Source organism: Pseudomonas parakoreensis (assembly GCF_021602155.1).
Classification (GTDB): domain Bacteria; phylum Pseudomonadota; class Gammaproteobacteria; order Pseudomonadales; family Pseudomonadaceae; genus Aquipseudomonas; species Aquipseudomonas parakoreensis.
On record NZ_BQHY01000021.1, the window covers coordinates 59,999 to 78,904 of the forward strand.

26 protein-coding genes and 1 pseudogene are annotated in these 18,906 nt (G+C 58.4%); all 27 read left to right on the forward strand.

Going from position 1 to position 18,906, the window contains the following annotated elements:
• Positions 1-87 precede the first annotated feature (87 nt).
• A complete protein-coding gene (locus L6D63_RS24855; protein WP_236170428.1) occupies positions 88-1,146 on the forward strand; it encodes a phage tail tip fiber protein in 1,059 nt (352 codons plus the stop codon).
• 38 nt (positions 1,147-1,184) lie between these two features.
• Complete coding sequence (locus L6D63_RS24860; RefSeq protein ID WP_127648864.1) at positions 1,185-1,559, forward strand: putative holin; 375 nt, start codon at positions 1,185-1,187, stop codon at positions 1,557-1,559.
• Complete coding sequence (locus L6D63_RS24865; protein WP_198759413.1) at positions 1,552-1,836, forward strand: phage holin family protein; 285 nt, start codon at positions 1,552-1,554, stop codon at positions 1,834-1,836. Before L6D63_RS24860 ends, L6D63_RS24865 begins: the two co-directional genes overlap by 8 nt.
• A gap of 59 nt (positions 1,837-1,895) precedes the next feature.
• The gene (locus L6D63_RS24870; protein WP_236170429.1) at positions 1,896-2,126 is read left to right on the forward strand and encodes an Acb2/Tad1 domain-containing protein; all 231 of its coding nucleotides are present in this window, start codon (positions 1,896-1,898) and stop codon (positions 2,124-2,126) included.
• Positions 2,127-2,583: 457 nt separating this feature from the next.
• Positions 2,584-2,820 (forward strand): hypothetical protein, encoded by a 237-nt coding sequence (locus L6D63_RS24875; RefSeq protein WP_236170430.1) that lies wholly within the window; start codon positions 2,584-2,586, stop codon positions 2,818-2,820.
• A complete protein-coding gene (locus tag L6D63_RS24880; RefSeq protein ID WP_236170431.1) occupies positions 2,820-3,158 on the forward strand; it encodes an HNH endonuclease in 339 nt (112 codons plus the stop codon). Before L6D63_RS24875 ends, L6D63_RS24880 begins: the two co-directional genes overlap by 1 nt.
• Positions 3,159-3,478: 320 nt before the next feature.
• Positions 3,479-3,811: a hypothetical protein gene (locus L6D63_RS28870; protein ID WP_373873762.1), complete on the forward strand. Its 333-nt coding sequence runs from the start codon at positions 3,479-3,481 to the stop codon at positions 3,809-3,811.
• A 138-nt stretch (positions 3,812-3,949) separates the two neighbouring features.
• The gene (locus L6D63_RS24890) at positions 3,950-4,423 is read left to right on the forward strand and encodes a terminase small subunit (RefSeq protein ID WP_236170432.1); all 474 of its coding nucleotides are present in this window, start codon (positions 3,950-3,952) and stop codon (positions 4,421-4,423) included.
• Positions 4,420-6,114 (forward strand): terminase large subunit, encoded by a 1,695-nt coding sequence (locus L6D63_RS24895; protein ID WP_236170433.1) that lies wholly within the window; start codon positions 4,420-4,422, stop codon positions 6,112-6,114. Before L6D63_RS24890 ends, L6D63_RS24895 begins: the two co-directional genes overlap by 4 nt.
• A 7-nt stretch (positions 6,115-6,121) precedes the next feature.
• Positions 6,122-6,286 (forward strand): hypothetical protein, encoded by a 165-nt coding sequence (locus L6D63_RS24900; protein WP_236170434.1) that lies wholly within the window; start codon positions 6,122-6,124, stop codon positions 6,284-6,286.
• Positions 6,279-7,616 carry a phage portal protein gene (locus tag L6D63_RS24905; RefSeq protein ID WP_236170435.1) on the forward strand — a complete coding sequence of 446 codons (1,338 nt, stop codon included), beginning with the start codon at positions 6,279-6,281 and terminating at the stop codon, positions 7,614-7,616. The genes L6D63_RS24900 and L6D63_RS24905 overlap by 8 nt, the downstream gene beginning before the upstream one ends.
• Positions 7,613-8,314: an HK97 family phage prohead protease gene (locus tag L6D63_RS24910; protein WP_236170436.1), complete on the forward strand. Its 702-nt coding sequence runs from the start codon at positions 7,613-7,615 to the stop codon at positions 8,312-8,314. Before L6D63_RS24905 ends, L6D63_RS24910 begins: the two co-directional genes overlap by 4 nt.
• A gap of 9 nt (positions 8,315-8,323) precedes the next feature.
• Entirely contained in the window at positions 8,324-9,577 is a 1,254-nt protein-coding gene (locus L6D63_RS24915) for a phage major capsid protein (protein WP_236170437.1), read from the forward strand.
• Between the two features lie 50 nt (positions 9,578-9,627).
• Entirely contained in the window at positions 9,628-9,876 is a 249-nt protein-coding gene (locus L6D63_RS24920; protein WP_236170438.1) for a hypothetical protein, read from the forward strand.
• Positions 9,877-9,878: 2 nt separating this feature from the next.
• Positions 9,879-10,337, forward strand: coding sequence for a head-tail connector protein (locus L6D63_RS24925; RefSeq protein WP_236170439.1), 459 nt, complete (start codon positions 9,879-9,881; stop codon positions 10,335-10,337).
• Positions 10,337-10,678: a phage head closure protein gene (locus tag L6D63_RS24930; protein WP_236170440.1), complete on the forward strand. Its 342-nt coding sequence runs from the start codon at positions 10,337-10,339 to the stop codon at positions 10,676-10,678. Before L6D63_RS24925 ends, L6D63_RS24930 begins: the two co-directional genes overlap by 1 nt.
• Positions 10,671-11,135: an HK97-gp10 family putative phage morphogenesis protein gene (locus L6D63_RS24935; RefSeq protein WP_123587046.1), complete on the forward strand. Its 465-nt coding sequence runs from the start codon at positions 10,671-10,673 to the stop codon at positions 11,133-11,135. The genes L6D63_RS24930 and L6D63_RS24935 overlap by 8 nt, the downstream gene beginning before the upstream one ends.
• Positions 11,135-11,503 carry a DUF3168 domain-containing protein gene (locus L6D63_RS24940; RefSeq protein WP_236170441.1) on the forward strand — a complete coding sequence of 123 codons (369 nt, stop codon included), beginning with the start codon at positions 11,135-11,137 and terminating at the stop codon, positions 11,501-11,503. The genes L6D63_RS24935 and L6D63_RS24940 overlap by 1 nt, the downstream gene beginning before the upstream one ends.
• 64 nt (positions 11,504-11,567) lie before the next feature.
• Positions 11,568-12,059, forward strand: coding sequence for a phage tail tube protein (locus L6D63_RS24945; RefSeq protein ID WP_236170442.1), 492 nt, complete (start codon positions 11,568-11,570; stop codon positions 12,057-12,059).
• A gap of 9 nt (positions 12,060-12,068) precedes the next feature.
• Positions 12,069-12,401, forward strand: coding sequence for a phage tail assembly chaperone family protein, TAC (locus L6D63_RS24950; protein WP_236170443.1), 333 nt, complete (start codon positions 12,069-12,071; stop codon positions 12,399-12,401).
• Positions 12,402-12,478: 77 nt separating this feature from the next.
• Positions 12,479-12,685, forward strand: coding sequence for a phage tail assembly protein T (locus tag L6D63_RS24955; protein WP_309295588.1), 207 nt, complete (start codon positions 12,479-12,481; stop codon positions 12,683-12,685).
• A 51-nt stretch (positions 12,686-12,736) separates the two neighbouring features.
• Positions 12,737-13,096, forward strand: a complete 360-nt coding sequence (locus L6D63_RS24960) for a hypothetical protein (protein ID WP_236170444.1) — start codon at positions 12,737-12,739, stop codon at positions 13,094-13,096.
• 55 nt (positions 13,097-13,151) lie between these two features.
• Positions 13,152-16,691, forward strand: a complete 3,540-nt coding sequence (locus L6D63_RS24965; RefSeq protein ID WP_236170445.1) for a phage tail tape measure protein — start codon at positions 13,152-13,154, stop codon at positions 16,689-16,691.
• Positions 16,692-16,706: 15 nt separating this feature from the next.
• Entirely contained in the window at positions 16,707-17,291 is a 585-nt protein-coding gene (locus L6D63_RS24970) for a hypothetical protein (RefSeq protein ID WP_123587040.1), read from the forward strand.
• Positions 17,291-17,893 carry a hypothetical protein gene (locus L6D63_RS24975; RefSeq protein ID WP_097090050.1) on the forward strand — a complete coding sequence of 201 codons (603 nt, stop codon included), beginning with the start codon at positions 17,291-17,293 and terminating at the stop codon, positions 17,891-17,893. The genes L6D63_RS24970 and L6D63_RS24975 overlap by 1 nt, the downstream gene beginning before the upstream one ends.
• A 2-nt stretch (positions 17,894-17,895) precedes the next feature.
• On the forward strand, positions 17,896-18,294 hold the full coding sequence (locus tag L6D63_RS24980) for a DUF6950 family protein (RefSeq protein WP_236170446.1): 399 nt from the start codon (positions 17,896-17,898) through the stop codon (positions 18,292-18,294).
• A pseudogene (locus L6D63_RS24985) lies at positions 18,291-18,906 on the forward strand (host specificity protein J); the annotation flags it as partial. The gene L6D63_RS24980 and the pseudogene L6D63_RS24985, both read left to right, overlap by 4 nt.

Genomic DNA, 18,906 nt, shown 5'->3' on the forward strand with positions numbered 1-18,906 from the left:
ACGCCACGACAGCGACCTGACAGGGTCGCCATCTCCACCCATTGAGCCTCGGCATTCGCCGGGGCTTTTTCGTTTCTGGAGCATTCGATGCAAAGCCACGACTATGTGCCGGGTGTCTCCGGCTGGAAGCTCGACCCTGTATCAGGTGCGTTCGAAATCAACTCCTGCACCATCGGCAGCGTGCGCAAAGCGCCCGAACGCCAGGCGGTGTCGGTCGAGGTCGCCAGCTACAGCAAGTACGACTTGCCCAAGAACGCCGCCAACCTGGTCCAGTTCATGGAGGCCGAGTTGCAGAAGGTGCCGGAGGAATACCGGTACGCTGCAGAGTTTGAGGAATTCGATGCGAGCTATGGCGATGACTCGTTCAGCTCGCGTCTGTTCCTCAGCTACTCGCGCCTCGAAACCGAAGAGGAGCTCGCTGATCGCCTTGAGAAGGCGAAGAGCACCGGCACTCAGATCAAATACGAGGGTGGAGTCACTTCCGTTTTCCATAACGGAATTCTTCGGTACCGGCTTGGCAACCTCAACGCACTAGGGCCTGAGCATGACACTGCTGATCAGCCTGCGAAGCCTTTCGTCGTTGTCGATGGTACGACCTACCTTAACGAGGCGTTCATCAAGGACGGCACGCTGGACTGCAAGATCGCCAGTAACTGGTCGGTGAAGATGCAAGTCACGGCGAATGGGCAATACGTCGCTGCCGGTATCGGCCTCGGTTTTCCCTCGCAGTTCCTGGTCAGCGCTGATCGGTTTTCGATCAAGGACGGTGTGCGTTCGGATGATTCAGGTGATGCCTTGGCAATGGCGATCAAGGGTTGGAATAGTGATGGTCGGTTTGCGCTTGATATCCAGCGTCGATCCGCCGAGGCCGTTCAGTCTGCGTATTCGCAGATTCTCAAAGACACCGAATTGGGAAAGGAGCTGGCTGAGGAAATCGGCAAGCTTCACCCTCGCGGCAAATTCGGCGAACTCGAAGACAAGGTGGACGCGCTTCGCAAGGATCTCGACCAGCTCAACCTTGAGCGGATCGGCGAGAAGGGCAATGCCGATGGGGCAAGCATGCTCCTCGATCGCCGTCTCGAATCGATTGAGCGTCGCCTGGCCATCCTCGATTCGAACCGCTTCCGCCGGCCTCACGCCAACTGATCCCAGGACGGGACAACAATCAAATCAGGAGCAAACCAATGGCCGAACCGAGTGCCGGCGTACTGGCGGCGACGGCTGTTGTGGGCATGACCACCGCAAGCCTGATCCCCGGAGTGGATGTAAATGCGGTGGTGGGTGGCTTTGCCGGCGCCATGTTCTTCGTGGTGTTCGCCCGAGACCTTACCCCGCTATCGAGGCTTGGATATTTCATCGCCTCATGGGTTGCCGGCTACTACGTGGCCAGCGAGATCATCGGCCGTGAGTGGGCCAAGACATCAGGGCTTGTCGCCTTCTTCGGCGCCCTGTTCTGCGTGGCCGTTTGCATCAGCCTGCTGGAGTGGGTGAGCGGCGGCAAAATGCCCGGTTGGCTGCAATGGTTCGCCGATCGTATCGGAGGACGTCCCAATGGTTGATCCATGGACTTTGATTGCGGGTGCGCTGTGTGGCGCGATCTGCCTTCGCATTGCCGCTTACCGTCGTGATGGCGCCCGCTACCGCGCCGGCGTTTCATGGCTGGCGTATCTGCTGGCCGTCGGCACCGGTTGCGAATCGCTGCAGATCACCCTGGCCACGCTGACGGCCAAGCCTGCGCCTTCGGTGTCACCTTTCCTGTTGATGGTGTTGGTTGTCCTGCTTGTGCTGGTCTACCGCGCCCGAGGCAATGTGGCTCGCATCCTTCGGATGGACTGAGCCGCGACACGTTTTCACACAACTCAAATTGTGTCGCGACACGCGACGAGGAGGGCAGCATGGATAACCAGCACAAGAAGATTACCGGCTACCGCGATCTGACCCAGTCAGAAATCGACGGCATGAACTCGATCAAGGCTCTGGAAGCCGCCGCCGGCGAACTGTTCAAGCAGATCGGCCAGATTGAAGGCGTTGATCCGCGTCTGCTGGCGTTGGCCAAGACCAATCTCCAGCAGGGCTTCATGTGGTTCGTTCGCTCGATTGCCAAGCCCGCTGATCCATTCAGCTGATGGGCAGCTACGGAGACATCCCGCCACCGCCAACGACGGAGTGGCGCGGGAGAAAGGCGCCACCATCACCGCCGCCGATGCGAGTCCAGAGCGCTTCACTGGCTCCAAGTATTGGTTCGCTGTTGGTGGTGCTGGTGTTCCTCGCTGGTGTGGCAGTAGGCGCCAAGATGGCAGGAGGCTGGTGATGGCCAGGATGGATAGCTTCCACCACTACAACGACGGCCGCGGCCGGCGACGGGTGTACGTTAATGGCAACGAGATTGAGCGCGTTGTCTGGTGCGACACATCTTTGGGCATTGCGGTGTTCTGTCCGTTTCCGTACCGCGTTGATCACCGTCGTGACCAAATCTACACACGGCGCCTGCGAGGAACGGTAACTGTCGAGAGGATTGACTGATGGCTTGTACCGGATGCGCAGATCGCCGCGAATGGATCAAGAAGTGGAGCAAGGTGGCCTATGAGCGAGCGCAACGAATTCTCAGCCCAAGTGCTGATCAGCCCCGATCAGATGAAGGTGATAGCCGGCCGGGAGCAGGAGTTCCTGTCGATCTTCAAGCAACAGCTCCAGGAGCAGATGAAGACCAACGAGCTGCTGACAGCCCTGATCCAGTCACTGAGTGACGAGCAGGTTGATGACGATGACGCCGAACCACTCACCTACATGGACGGCACACCCGTCAATGGAGGTGGCTGATGGCGAAGCTGACTTCGCTCAAGTCTGGGCTGCAGACCCAACCGTCACGACTCGCCAACATCAATCCTGACTCATGGCGGGCCGGCAAGCAGACAGCAGCTCAACGTGGGTACGGCTACAAGTGGCAGAAGGCACGGGCCGGCTGGTTAGAGCAGCACCCGCTCTGCGTCTATTGCGAACGCAGCGGGCGAGTGACGGCAGCTACGGTTGTCGACCACAGCACACCGCACCGAGGCGACATGAAGTTGTTCTGGGATCGCACCAAGTGGGTGTCCCTGTGCACCAATTGCCACTCGTCTGTGAAGCAGCGCGAAGAGAACGAAGACCGATCCAGGTAATCACCATGCAATCGAACCAGAACCAGCCGGTGAGTGAATGCCGAGTCGCTGGATGCATCAGTGTTGCCAATAGAAAAGGCGCAGGCCTCTGCGAGAAACACTACATGAGGCAGCGTCGTCATGGCTCAACCGATAAGGCTGTAGTCGTAAAGCCGGGCCTGCTTACCCATTCCCACGGGTACAAGCTGGCACATGCACCTGACCATGCGCTTCGCCGCTCAAGCAATCGAGTGTACGAACACCGCGTGGTCTATCACGCACAGCATGGTGATGGTCCATTCAGCTGCCATTGGTGCTCAGTGGTTGTGACGTGGGACGACATGCATGTCGACCACCTCAACGACGTCAAGGACGACAACGGGCCGGACAACCTGGTAGCGAGTTGCGCCACCTGCAATCAGAAACGTGGCTTCGACAAGATGACGGCGACTCACCGGCTCAGGTCAGACCGACGCTACACCGCGCACGGCAAGACGATGTGCCTAATTGAATGGGCGCGCCACCTCAACCTCTCTCGCAATGCCATCGAGTATCGACTCGACGCAGGCTGGAAGCATGAGGATGTGTTCTCGCCACGCAAGGGCAGGTCGGGACCACCGAGCAGAGTTCTAAAACCCGAGGAGGCTGCTCGCGCCCGTGATGCACGCCAATGACGTGCTTCAATGGCGTGTGGCACGTCAGTTCCCCGATTTGAGAGGGGGAGGGGTGGGGTCAAAGTTCACACCTTTTTGCTCCAAGACCACCCTACCCCACACGCGTGAATTTTTTTCCTCTTTTGAAGGGATTTGTTAATGGCGTTAACAGACAAAAAGCGCCGTTTTGTCGATTCCAAGGCTGCTGGCGCCTCGAACCGAGAAGCGGCGGAGGCCGCAGGTTACGCGGCCGCCAGCGCATCTGCCGCCGGTTCAAGACTTGCCAAAGATCCAGATGTGGTCGCCGCGCTTGAGAAGTTAAAAGCCCGGAAAGATGTTAAAGCTGTAGAGAAAGCCACGGCGTCGGTTTCTTCTCCATCGCTTGATGACGAATCCGATGATTTAACCGAGCTGCCACACACAGACGATCCACTTGTTTGGCTGCTGGCATTGATGAATGAACCCAACGCCAAAATGTTCGACCGGCGCAACGCGGCTCAGTCGGCACTCCCGTATTTTCACGGCAAGAAGTCTGGCATGGGCAAAAAAGAGCAGAAGCTCGAGGATGCCGAAAAGGTAGGGGCTAGTACCCGCTTCGGTCTGCGCGAGCGCCACCTGAAGGCCGTGAAATGAACACCTGGACCACCGCCTGCCCTGACTGGGAAGAGCGCATCGTGCAAGGTCAGTCGCTGGTCCCGCTGGCGCCGATCTTTCCCGATCAGGCCGAGGACGCGCTTGATGTGTTCGGCAACCTTCGGATGGTCGATGCCGACGGCAGCCCGCTGATGGCCGATACCTGCAGAGACTGGGTGCTCGACCTGGTGGCTGCACTGTTCGGTGCTTACGATGCCGAGACCGGTCGCCGGCTGATCACCAATTATTTTCTGATGGTGAGCAAGAAGAACGGGAAAAGCACCATTGCCGCAGGGGTCATGCTGACCGCGCTGATCTTGAACACCCGGCCATCTGGCGAGTTTCTGATTCTGGCCCCCACGAAAGAGGCTGCCGACAACGCCTTCAAGCCTATCCGGGACATGATTGACGCCGACGAAGAGCTACAGGCTAGGTTTCACGTTCAGGAATACAGCCGGATCGTTACCGATCGCCTGAACAAAGCGAATTTGAAAGTCGTCGCCGCTGACTCCGCGACGGTAACCGGCAAGAAGGCCACCGGGGTATTCATCGACGAACTCTGGGAGTTCGGAAAGCAGGCCAAGTCAGCCAAGATGCTTGTAGAGGCCACTGGTGGTCTGGCTTCACGGCCTGAAGGTTTCGTCTTCTATTGCACTACGCAATCCGACGAGCCGCCTGCCGGCGTGTTCAAAGCAAAGCTTGATTACGCCCGGAAAGTCCGCGATGGCAAGGTCAAGGATCAACGGTTTCTGCCGGTCATCTACGAATTCCCTCAAGGGATGATCAAGCGCAACGAACACCGAGACCTGGCAAATGCCCATGTCACCAATCCGAACTGGGGGTTATCGGTTGATCAGCAGGTAATCGAACAGAAGTATCAAGAGGCTCAGGAGGAGGGCGAAGGAGCGGTTCGCGGCTTTCTTGCCAAACATTTGAACGTCGAAATCGGCCTCGACCTACGATCCGATCGCTGGGCTGGCGCTGACCACTGGGAAAGCGCCGCTGAGCAAGGTATGACACTGGAGACCCTGCTTGAAAGGTCAGAGGTCGTGACTGTGGGCATTGACGGCGGCGGTCTGGACGACCTACTTGGATTGACAGTGCTCGGGCGAGAACCGGTTACGCGGCGCTGGCTTCACTGGTCGCACGCCTGGGCTCACAAGATCGTCTTCGAGCGCCGCAAGGATATTGCGAGCGTCCTCTACGACTTTGAGCGTGACGGAGATCTCACAATCGTTGATCGCCCAGGCGACGATGTACAAGCCGTAGCCGACATCATTTGCGACATCCGCGATCGAGGGCTGCTACCGGAAAAGCTCGCGATTGGTGTGGACGCTGCCGGTATCGGCGACATCGTCGACGAGCTCACGACCGAAGAGCGCGGCATCGTGATGGAACAAATCGTCGCTATCTCCCAGGGCTGGAAGCTGAACGGCGCAATCAAAACTACAGAACGCAAGGTTGCCGGCGGTGAGCTGGTTCATTGCGGAAGCGCGCTGATGAGCTGGTCAGTCAGTAACGCTCGGATCGTGCCCCAAGGTAATGCCATCACCATCACCAAACAGGCAAGCGGGTCGGCAAAGATCGATCCGCTCATGGCTACGTTCGACGCAGTGTCATTGATGTCTCTCAATCCGGAAGGATCTGGTGACATCAGCGACTTTTTTTCAAACCCAATCGTTATCGGATGACCGAATCATGGACAACGGCCTGATCCTCTTCATTGTGGTGGCCTTGGCCGCGCTGTGCTTTCTGGTTGGAGGTGTGTTTGTGCTCGCCGGAATCGGCTGGGCGCTGATCGCTGCCGGTGTGTCGTTTCTGGCGGCGGCTGGATTCATCCGCAAGGGGTTGACCAGTGAGTAAACCCCTCAAGTCTGTACTTCGGCAGGCGCTGTTCAAGTCAGCAGAGCCAGGTCTTGTAAAGAGCTCGCTCTCCGGCTGGGTCGGCCGCCGCATCGGCCTGGGTGACTCTTCTTTCTGGAACAGCTACTACGGCACCGACTCGGCCTCTGGCAAAACTGTCAGCCAGCAGACGGCGCTGCAGCTCTCGACTGTCTGGGCATGTGTTCGGCTGATCGCTGAGACGCTGGCGACACTCCCGATTGCCTTGTATGAGGACAAAAATGGCGTGCCTGTTGTGGCCAGTTCGCACCCCGTACACCGTGTTATCAGCATTCAGCCCAATGCAGACCAGACTCCGGTTGAGTTTTGGGAGTGCGTGGTGGCCAGTCTTTTGTTATCGGGAAACAGCTTCAACGAACCACACCGCGTTCGAGGTGAACTGTCATCGCTGGAGTTCTTGCTTCCTCAGTCGGTAAGTCCTCCGCGCAGGATCAGCAGTGGTGCGATCGAGTACCGATTCATCGACAGCGAAGGCAAACCTCACACCCTGATTGATGACGAGATGATGCATACGCGAGGTTTCGGAACCGATCCAATGTGTGGCCTGAGCCCTTTATCCATGGGGAGAAATGTCTTCGGTGCGGCCATGGCAGCAGACGAGTCGGCCAGCAAAATGTTCGCGAACGGTATGAAGCTCGGTGGCGTGCTCTCTACGGACAAGATTCTGAGCAAAAGCCAGCGTAGCGATATTCATGAAGACATGGCCGCGAAATTTGCTGGTGCCGTAAACACGGGCAAGACGATGGTTCTTGAAGCTGGCATGAAGTATCAGCAGGTGTCCATGACGCCCGAAGATGCGCAGATGCTGCAAACCCGGGCCTTCAACGTAGAAGAAATCTGCCGCTGGTTCAGGGTTCCACCCTGGATGGTTGGGCACACCTCGAATAGCACAAGCTGGGGAACCGGGATGGAGCAGCAGATGCTCGGGTTCCTGAGCTTCACCTTGCTGCCGTGGATGAAACGAATTGAGCAGAGCATCAACCGCCGCCTGTTGCGTCCTGATGAGCGCCGACGCTTCTACGCGAAGTTCAACCCGGAAGGCTTGTTGCGCGCGGACAGCGCAGCGCGGGCTGCTTTTTACAGCTCCATGACCCAAAACGGGATTTATACCCGCGACGATTGCCGCATCAAGGAAAACTTGGCGCCCCATGGTGGGAACGCCGCGAAGCTCACTGTGCAATCCAACATGCTTCCGATCGACAAACTTGGCGAAGGCGGCGGCGATGCGCAGAAAGCTCGATCGGCACTTATGGACTGGCTCAATGAAAAATCACAGGGGGATACGGAATGAACCGTAAAGACCAATGCCAGGCGGTGAAATACCGCTCCTTTGATTACGACGTAAAGGCTGTCAGCGATGACGGCCTTTTTTCTGGCTACGGTTCCGTGTTCGGCGTCATCGACAGCTACAACGAAATCGTCGCGCCAGGCGCGTTCCTCGACTCCATCGCGGAACTCAAAGCCAAATCCAGATCGCTACCTGTCCTCTGGCAACACCGGACTGGCGAACCGATCGGCGATTGGTCGATGGAGTCCTTGAAAGAGGACGAGCGCGGGCTTTTCGGCGACGGATCTTTGTGGATGGCCGAGGCGCCGTATGCCCGGATCGCCTATCGCGGGATGAAAACCCGTTCGATTACGGGCTTGTCCATCGGCTACTACGTGCGTGAGTCGACATTCGACGAAAAGACGCGCATCCGCACGCTGACCAAGCTGGATCTGGTCGAAATTTCCATTGTGACGGTGCCGGCCAACGATGAGGCCCGAACTGACGTCATCAAATCGAAGCTGGCCCACGGCGGCCTGCCGTCACTACAAGAATTTGAGCTGCTCCTGCGCGAGGCAGGCTTCTCGAAAACTCAGTCTGCGGTGATTGCCAATCGCGGACTGCAGCACCTGCTCCGGAGTGAGTCCGAGGGCGACCTGGCAGCCATTGAAATCGTCGAGGCGCTGAAGTCGCGCCCGGCACTGGTTCTCCCTACTTTTTGAGGATTCACCATGCACAACGTCATGAGCAACGACGCTCGCACCGAGCAACGTCAGCTGCACCGCAAGGAGCACGCGGGCGATCAAGTTCAACTTAAAGCGGTCAATGACCTGCTTGATCAGCGCGACAAGGAAATCAAGGCATTCGCTGAGAAGGCGAGTCAAGAGATCAAGGATCACGGCACGATTCTGGCCGATACCAAGACGATCCTCGACGGCCTGGTCAAGGATGGCCTGGGTCTACAGGACCGGTTGAATGACATCGAGCAGAAGATGTCTCGCCGCTTCTCGGCAAACGACCCGGTCGACCTGAAATCCGCCGGTGAGGAATTGTCGGATTCTGAAGACTTCAAAGCACTGCAAACCCGCGGTCGCGGTATCGCCCGAGTCGGCCGCAAAGCGGTCACCAACATCACCAGCGCAACCACTGGTACTGGCGGTGTGGGCGTAGCCATTCAGCCGACTCGCGTTCCTGGCATCGTCGCAGATCCGGAACGTCAATTCGTCATCCGTGACCTGATCATGCCGGGCCGCACCAGTTCGAACGCCATCGAGTTCGTTCAAGAGAGCGGCTTCCAGAATATGGCGGCCGTACAGGCAGGTGAAGGTGCTGCGAAAGCCCAGTCTGATATCTCTTACGACCTGAAGACGACCAATGTCGTAACCATCGCGCACTGGTTCCGAGCGTCGAAGCAGGTACTGTCGGACATCCCGTTGCTGCAGAGCTACATCAACGGTCGCGCAATCTACGGCCTGAAATACAAGGAAGAAGAACAGATCCTCGCCGGTAACGGCGTAGGCGGAAACATGCTCGGCCTGATTCCGCAGGCTTCCGCTTTCAACAATGCCCTGCGTAAATCTGGCGACACCAAGATCGATACGTTGCGTCGCGCGATTCTCCAGGTACGGATCGCCGAATATCGCGCCTCTGCAATTGCGCTTAACCCGGTCGACTGGGCCGATATCGAGCTGACCAAAGACAGCACTGGCTCCTACATCTGGGTAAACGTCCAGGAAGGTGGTGCACAGCGTTTGTGGAAATTGCCGGTTGTGGACAGCAACGCTGTTCCGGAAGGCGAGTTTCTGGTCGGGGCGATGAACATCGCAGCTCAAATTTTCGACCGTGAAGAAGCTGCTGTCGAAGTCTCCACTGAAGACGGCGATAACTTCCGTACCAACATGGTCACGATCCGTGCGGAAGAGCGCCTTGCACTGGCGGTGTATCGCGAAGAATCGTTCGTGCACGGTGAGTTCGACGCACCGTAAGTCTTCGGCAACTCATAGGAGCGTGCCCGGGAAACTGGGCGCGAGCGCTAATGCCAGATATCACAGTAAAAACCCTCAAGGGCTTCAACACTGACGGATTGAACAGCGGCGAGAAATACGTGAAGCGCGGCGCTGAAATCACCGTTGATGAGTCTTTGGCCCGTGATCTGCGTCGTAATGGCCTGATCGAGGAGTACGACGTAAAAAACGCCCAGACTCCTGAAAACAAAAAAGCGCAGGAGCCCAACAACAAGGGCGCCGGTAAAAACAAACCAGCGGTACAAACAAAGGCGACCTAGGAATGAGCGTTATTCCCATCGAGCGAGCCATGCATCACCTGCTGGCTGAGCCAGAAGACCAGGTTCTTGTTCAGACGCAGCTCGATGGCGCTGAAACTGCCGCTGCCAGCTACCTGCAGCGGCGTTTTTATGCTGATTCGGCAGCGCTCGCGGAAGCTGTTGCGTCTGTTCCGGCGGAACGGAGCAGCGCGCGCACAGCTCATTCGGCAGCGATAGCCGCTGCTTCCGAGATTGAAAATCTGTGTGACAGGTGCGATGCCATTGCAGATGCGGACTTTTTGCTCAAGGAAGCGCTCGATGCATGTACAGCTGCAGCGCGCGGCATCGTTATCAATGAGGCGATCGCCGCCGCTTGCCTGCTCAAACTGGGTGATCTGTTCGCGAATCGCGAAGACTCCCCGGGATTGCCAATCGCCGCTCAGAATCTGCTGACGCCATATCGCATCGGGATGGGCGTGTGATGCGCGCCGGCCGACTTCGTCACCGAATCGATATCCAGCGGAAGGTGGCGGGCCGCGATCCTGACACTGGAGAAATGCTCGAGGAGTGCTGGGTGACCGAGTGGGAGAAATGCCCCGCGGCATTCGAGCCGTTGAGCAGTCGAGAATTCATCGCTGCCAAGGCTGAGCAGGCAGAGGCTTCAGCCCGTGTTGTGATCCGATATCGCCCGGGTGTTCTGCCGACGATGCGAATCCTCTATCGCGGCGACATCTACACCATTGTTGGCCCGCCACTGGCCGACCCGGTATCTGGCAAGGATTACCTCAGCATTCTGGTGGCCACGGGGGTGAACGATGGGTGATTTTCGACTTCAGGGAGTGGACGGCGTCGTCGGAAAGATGCGTGGGCTGGCGCCGAAGTTACGGCGCTCCGGACTGAAGAAGGCCGCTCGACGAGCCATGAACATCGTGCGTGACTCGGCCAAAGCCAAAGCCAAAACCATCGACGATCCGGAAACCGCCGCAAAGATCTGGAAGAACATCGTCACGCAGGACTCCCCCAAGGAAGGCGCCCAGGTTGGCGGTGTGGTGATGCGCGTGGGGGTTCGAGGCGGTGCTGGTGCAAACCAATACAGCAAGGACGCATCGGGAAACCCGGGCGGGGACACTAGGCACTGGCGTTATATCGAGTTCGGTACTGAGCACAACCCAGCTGCTCCCTTCATGCGTCCAGCCCTGGCCGACAACGTCGGTCCAGTAACCGAAAAATTCGCCAATGAATTGAGTGCTGAGATCGACGCAGCGCTGAGAGGGCAGTGATGTTCGCACCCATTTTCAAGGTTTGCTCGGCTGATTCCGGCGTTGGTGCGCTGATCGGCGCCGGTGCCGAGTGCCGGCTCTACCTGTTTGGCGAGGCGCCGGCGGATGTGATCAAACCCTACGCGGTTTGGCAGACGATCGGCGGCGCGCCGGACAACTATCTGGCCGACCGTCCCGATAGCGACCGATTTGAGCTGCAGGTCGATGTTTATGGCACGGCTGCGACCCAGACAAGGAATGTTGCTCGGGCTATTCGTGACGCCATTGAGCAAAAGGCTTATGTGACCCGTTGGGGCGGCGAATCGCGCGACGCTCCGACCAAAACTTACCGCTACAGCTTCGACGTGGACTGGTGGGTATCCCGCTGACCGCCCGATGTAATCGATGCCCGCCCAGTGCGGGTTTTTTTATGCCCGACATACGGAGAAACCCATGTCGATCCTCACCCAAGGAACCAAGATTTATGCTCTGGTGCCACCGCTGACCGGTACCGGCCCGCTGACCGTGCTGCCCATCGATTGCGCTACCGCTTTCAACCCGGGTGGTGCACCGGCCGACCAGATCGACGACACCTGTCTGGAAGACACTGTCCGCAAGTCCAAAAAAGGCCTGCGCACCCCCGGCCAGGCTTCGATGACCATCCTGGCCGACCCGCGTAACGCCAGTCATATTCGCTTGCATCAGCTCTCCGAGGCTGACGGTGAAACCACGATCAAGTGGGCCGTAGGTTGGTCTGACGGAACCGCCGCTCCGACGGTAAACACGGCTGGCGATGATTTCGAGCTGCCAGAATCCCGCACCTGGTTCGTCTTCGAAGGCTATGTCGCGGATTTCCCGTTCGACTTCGCCGGCAACGCGAACGTCAGTACCGCTGTTTCCATCCAGCGATCCGGCGGCTCAGCCTGGATTCCGAAAGCCGCATAAGGACGACCCATGAAACTGGCAGATCTGAAGAAGAAGGGAGGCGTCATCACCGACGCCTTCGTGAAGAAGTCCGTCGAATGGACGCACGACGTCAAGGGCAAGCCCGTCACTGAGAAATTCGATATCCATGTCCGCCGGCACGCGTTTGGCGTCATGGAAGCAATGTTCATCGGTGGCGAGGCGCAGAAATACCGGAACGCGCGCTATCTGGCCGCCAGTGTGTTTCTCGGTCCAGAAGGCGCCGAGGAGCTGCCATTCGACGACGCGGTCAACCTTGACCCCGGGCTGGGCATTGCCCTGCTGCAAGCCGTGAACGAGGTCAATGCTCCAGTAAAAAACTGACAGCCGCCGATGAGTTGCACCACGAACTGGTGCTCAACGGAGTCGGCGGGAGCACGATCGCGGAGCTCAAACGGAACATGAGCTACGCGGAAATGCTGTCATGGGCGGCGTATCGGGAGAAATACGGATCTTTCAACCCGATGCATCGTCAGGAGCAGATGTCGGCCATCATCGCGCTGCAGGTTCACCGGTTGGGATCTGGCAAGGCCGACTTGATCGACTTTATGCCGCATGCCGAGCGCCCAGCTATCACGCTGGAGCAGGCCATGGAGAACTGGGTGTAGGTTTGAACGCGCGAGCAGCGATGCTATGGTCTCAGAAACCAAGGAGGATTTATGGGACGTTTAACACTTGCTTTTTTGGCGATTTTCGCGCTATCAGCGGCTGGTTCTGCGATGTCTGACCAGGGTAGAAAATCGTATAAAGCACCACCTGTTTTGATGAGTAAGGCGCAAAAGTCCGTTGAATCAAAGATGAAAGACCCTGCTTCTGCTCAGTTCAGAAACGTGGTTGCCAAAGGCCCGAATTCAGACCCGAAAAAGTGGTCTATTTGCGGTGAGGTGAACGGAAAAAATGCGTACGGTGGATACTCAGGATTCACAAGATTTGCCTACGACGAGTCGCTGAATGACTCTTGGATAGAGTCTGAGGGCGCGCCGGACGTGATGGTTCGTACGTTGTGCGGCGACACATAAATCAGATGCACACAGAACCCGCTTCGGCGGGTTTTTTTATGCCTGGAGAAAAGTTATGGCATCTCGTTCGCTGGGCACTTTGACATTGGATCTCGTCGCCAAAATTGGCGGCTTTCAGCAAAACATGGATCAGGCATCAAGGTCCGTTGCTGGGTCAGGCTCCGCCGCGGTCAAGGCTTCAGCTCAGGTTCAAGTGCTCGAGCGTCAGTTCTCATCGCTGGCTGGTGTGGCATCGAGACTGGCCGCACCTCTTGCCGCTGCATTCAGCGTGAACGGTATTTACACCGCGAGCGAGGCATACAGCACGCTGACGAACCGATTGAAGTTGGTAACGAACGGTACCGCCGAGCTCGTTACTGCCCAGTCTGCGGTATTCGGAATCGCGCAAGATGCCCGACAGCCCCTCACGGCGACCGCCGAACTCTACCAGCGCATCGCGACGAACCAGAAGGAGCTGAAGCTTTCTGGCGAAGGTGTGGCCGGCATCGTCGGCACTATCAGCAAAACGCTCGCGATCTCCGGTTCATCTGCTGAGAGCGCAAACGCTGCACTGATTCAGCTTGGCCAGGCGTTCGCCTCCGGCGTGCTGCGCGGCGAAGAGCTCAACTCGGTGCTAGAACAGGCTCCGGCGTTGGCCCAGGCGATCGCGAAGGGCATGGGCAAGACGGTTGGCGATTTGCGGAATCTCGGCGAGCAAGGACTGCTCACTGCCGATGCGGTCGTGAAGGCACTGCAAAGCCAGGCTGGTGCTGTTGACGCTCTCTTCTCGAAGATGACCGCCACAATTGGCGGCAGTCTGACCGTCGTTGGTAACTCAATCACCCGCTATATCGGGGAGATTGATCAGATGTCTGGGGCGAGCGGCAAGGTCGCTGGTGAAATTCTCGCGGCAGCCAAAGTGATTGATGGAAGCCTTCCCGCTGCCCTGGATGGCATTCGTGAACATTCGGGTGCGCTGGTTCAGTTGTTCACCACTGGGTTGTACGCTGCCATCGGCAAGGTAGCTGCTGGATTTGCCCAGCAAGGCGCGGCTGCGCTAGCGGCGGCAGCCGCAAACCAGTCTGCTCTGGCATCTGCTGCCGCACTTGCCAAACAAGATCTCTTGGCTGCGCAGGCCAAGCAAATCGATGCCAAAGCGTCTGTCCAGCGGGCGAATCTTGAATTGAGCGCCGCACAGGGAAAGGTCGCTTCAGACCGGGTGCGCCAGGCCTCAGAGCTGGCCAACATCCAGTCAGTACAAGCCGCACTTGCTGCCGAGTTGACGCTTGAGCAGGAGCGCTTGAAAGCGCAGATCAACGAGCAGGGGCGCGCAGCGTCGGTTGCTCGGATCTCCGAGATTCGTCTCGCACAGGTTGCGGTGATCAAGCAGGTTGAAGCCGCGGAACGCTCCTTGGCCAGCACTACGGTGGCGTCATCGGCACTTGTGGAAAAGGCCTATGCAGGGCGCACCGCAGCAACATTGGCCTTTGCTGAAACGACCGCCGCGGTTAACGCGCTGAGCGTTGCATCGAACAATGCCGCCGCAGCAGCCAGCGTGACCGGACGTGCGCTTTCTACCATGGCTGTTGCTGGTCGCGGAGCTTTAGCGCTATTCGGCGGCCCGGTCGGATTGGTATTCATCGCCGCCGCCGCAGCGCTTTCCTTCATCGACTTTCGCAGTAGTGCCGACAAGGCCGCAGAAGGTTTGGAGGGTCTAAAGGGGCCGCTTGACGAAGTTATCGCCAGATTCAAAACGCTGACTCAGGACCAGAAGGCCGCCGCAATCCTGAAGTGGAGCGAGGCCCAGGCCGAGGGCGTAAAGGCAGTTGGCGAAGAGTACGCCAAGCTGCAGAACACCCTAAAAGTTGGCTTGATTGGTCCGAGATCCAGTGCCTCTGGTACTTCAGCCTACCAAGAGTACATCGAGCAACTGGATGATCTGCAGAAGGCTGGCAAAGATCTCTCTCCCGTCCTGGAGAAAATGAAAAGCGACGCACGGGTGCCGCCATCCGTGATTAATAGCCTTGTGCGCCAAGCGGGTGCTGTATCAACAGTCAAAGCAGCCTCAGATGAGGCAACTGACCACTTGAATGCTTTGCGCGGCGAAATGAACAAGGGAGCTGCTGCCGCCGATGGCAATGCGAAGGCCACGGCCGGCATGAGTACTGCTGGGGAGAAGTATCTGCAAACCCAGCTGACCCAGCTTGGCAGGCTTCAGGACAATAACGACGCGGTAAAGGAGGCTATCCGCTACATCAATCAGCACAAGGAGCTGACCGAGGCAGACAAGACCGCGATCATGTCGACGGCCTATGCAACGAAGGCCCAGACCGAGGCAAACAAAGCCGCGACCCAATCGACGAAGGATGCAGCAAAGGCCCAGACCACCCTTAAGGAGCAGTTAAAGCAGGCTGCTGCCGGTTTTCTCGACCTTAAAAAATCGTTCGATCCGGTGGGCGCAGCATCTGAGCAATTTCAGAAGTCGACCGGGCAGCTCAACCTTCTTTTCAAGAATGGGGAGATCACCCAGGAAGATTACGGCAAGGGCACCGCGTGGCTGGCAGAGCAATTCAATACTGCCACCAAGGCAGCGCTCGGCCTGTCACAGGCTGAGGAATACCGCCTTGAACTGGAGAAGAAGCTCAACAATGATCGCGCTCAATACGCGAGCCAGGCCGCGGCAGTCGGGCAGGGTGACAAGGAAGCCGAACGCGCGCAGCAGCGCCTGGAGCTTGAGCGTGAGACGAACGAGCGTCTGCTTTCGCTTCGCACCGAACTGGCCAATGCTACGACGGAAAAGCAGCGCAATGACCTGCAAGCCCAGATTGATCTGACGAACGAGTATCTGCCGAAACAGGTTGATGCCATGCGTGAGGGGTTCAGGCAGATCGACGAAGCCCAGGCGGATTGGTCGAATGGTGCGCGATCAGCGTTTGCCAATTACATGGACAGCGCTTCGAACGTCGCCGAGCAGACGAAGAACCTGTTTTCTGACGCCCTCAACGGCACAGAAGACGCGCTGGTGAACTTCGTCAAAACGGGAAAACTTTCGTTCCGGGATCTGGCTGATTCGATCGTCGAGGACTTGATCCGGATCCAGATCCGGCAGGCCGCCGTCGGCTTTCTCGGCGGTTTCGCCGGGCTGTTCAGCGGCGGTGGTGGGCCTTCAACCCTTGGCACTGGCACCATGACCGGTTTCAGCGAGGGCAGCATGGTGATGAATGCCAAGGGTGGCGTTTACGACTCGCCAAGTCTTTCGTCCTTTTCGAACCAGATCCACGACAGCCCGCAGATGTTCGCGTTTGCCAAGGGCGCCGGCATCTTCGCGGAGGCCGGCCCAGAGGCAATTATGCCGCTGACCCGGGCCGCTGATGGATCGCTTGGCGTTCGCGCGATCGGCAACGGCGACACCTCGGCGGCAGAAACCGCAGCCACTGAAACCTCCTCGATCGGCGGAATTACCCAGTACATCACCGTCCAAGGTTCGGCTGATGACGCCACACTGGCGCGCATCCAGCAAGCGGCCAAGCAGGGCGCTCAGGATGGCTACAGCATGGTGCTTCGCGATCTCAAAATGAACGGCCCAGCCCGGCAGCTAATTGCCAGAAATCGATAGAAACAGGAGTACCGCATGGCTATCGAATGGCCGGCTTCGCTGTGCCCGAACGAAATGACGTGGGGCATGGTTTACAACAACCGGAGCTTCACCTCGACGCTTTCAAATGCCCAGCAGATCGTTGGATACCCGGGTGCCTATTGGCAGTGCACGCTCACATTCAACTCCATGAGCCGCGCCAAAGAACGGCAGCTTTCTGCTGTTATTGGTCGGCTTCAGGGGATGCTCGGAACCGTGAACATTCCGGCGTTCACTCGCCGGCGCACCGACTCGATTGGAGCGCCTGTGGTGATCACGGGTAATGCCCAGGCAACCGTGATGACAATCGGCGGCGTTACCGCAAGCCGGAAGGTCTTCAGCTACGGCGACTACATCAGCATCAACGGTGAGATGTTCGAGATTGTTGATGACGCGTCATCGAATGCACAGGGCAGGGTGCAGGTGACGCTGAACAAGCGAATCCGAAAGGCTCTGGTCGCTGGCGCCGCCGTGGAGTACCGCAATCCGTTCGCCGAGATGCGGCGAACGGACGACAACCACAGCTTCACCATTCAGCCCTTGGTGGCCAATGGCACGCTGCAACTCAGGGAGGCCTTCTGATGCCCTCAGCATTCCCGTTCAGCCAGAACGTGGTGAACATCATTGCCACAGGTCGATTCATGCCGGTCTACGCCGTGCAGCTCGACTTCGTCGACGGCATGGTCTTCGCGCATACCGGCACCGGCGACCTGGTGGTCGATGGCATCACCTATCAAGGGGTGGGCAACTTCGGCCAGGTCAGCCAGTCGCAGGAAAGCGACAACTCCGGATCGCCGATGTCGGTCGAGCTGACCCTTAGCGGCCTGGATGCCTACATTCTCTCCGAGACGAATGTGCGCGGGTGCCGCGGCCGGATGGCCAAGGTTCTGTTCGTGGTGTTCGACGAGGCTGGCAACTACGCGGCGGACATCCTGTTTTCCGGCCGAATGGATGCAGCCAAGTTCTCGTTCGCCGGCAACGGCCAGGACGGCAACAGCATCACTGTGCCCGTGGTTGACCGGATGGCCGAGTGGAGCCGAACCGGCACTGAACGATTCACCGATGAGAACCACCGCGCGCGCCACGACGGCGACCGGTTCTTCTACGCCATCGCCCAGATGTCCGAGTGGCCCATTTACTGGGGCTCGAAGAAGGACGCACCGACATTCACCTATGGAAGTTAGCCATGCGCTACAGAGACTGGACAACCCGTCTGAACGACGTGATCAAGGCCGCCCAAGAGCGGCCTTTTTCATGGGGCGAATTTGACTGCTGCCTGTTTGCCGCAGACTGCACGGCGGCGATTTGCGGCGTCGATCCGGCCGAGAACTACCGCGGCAAATACACCACGGAAACCGGCGCCAAGCGGCAGCTGAAAAAGCAGCACGGCAGCCTTGAAGCGGCGTGGGACACCCACTTTGCCAGGGTTCCGCTGTCCTTCATCCAGCGTGGCGACGTGGTGCTGTACGACGCGCCCGGCGGCCGAAGCATGGCTGTTTTCTGGGCTGGCGATTATTGGGCAACAACCGACGACGGCGCAGCCCGTGTCGTATGCGAGCCACTGGCCGCGTGGAGGGTTGAATGAGCGGCGGCGTCAGAAAACTTGCCTCGGTTGTAGTCGGTGCGGTTGTTGGTTTTGCCCAGGGTGGCCCGTGGGGCGCGGTCGCTGGCGCTGCTCTGGCCTTTTACGCATCGGAGCAGCAAGAAAAGCTCAACACCAAGTCGCCACTGCGCGACAACGAGCCGTCGGCGCAGACTGTTCGGTCGTCGAAGGCGCCGGTCCGTTTCATCCTCGGCCGCGTTTCCACCGGTGGCGTGCTGGTCTGGGCGCAGGAGCAGGCCGGTGCGCAGGGTGAGGGAGAGTGGCTGCACCTGGTGTACGTGTTGTGCGAAGGCCCGATCACCGCACTTGAGAACATCTATCTGGGCGAGGAAGAGATCGGCAGCTACGGCGCGCATGCGACGTATGAGCTGGTGGTCAATCCGACTCAGGTGAACGCTTTCCTGAAGGCCAACTGCCCAGACTGGAAGGACAGTCAGATCGGCCGAGGCCTGTCGTTCGTTCGGGTATCGCTGCAATACAGCGCAGAGAAATTCCCGTCAGGCATTCCGGATACCCGTTTCGTGGTGCGCGGCCGCAACGACGTGTACGACCCGCGCACCGGTACCGCGGTTTACAGCGCCAATACCGCGTTAC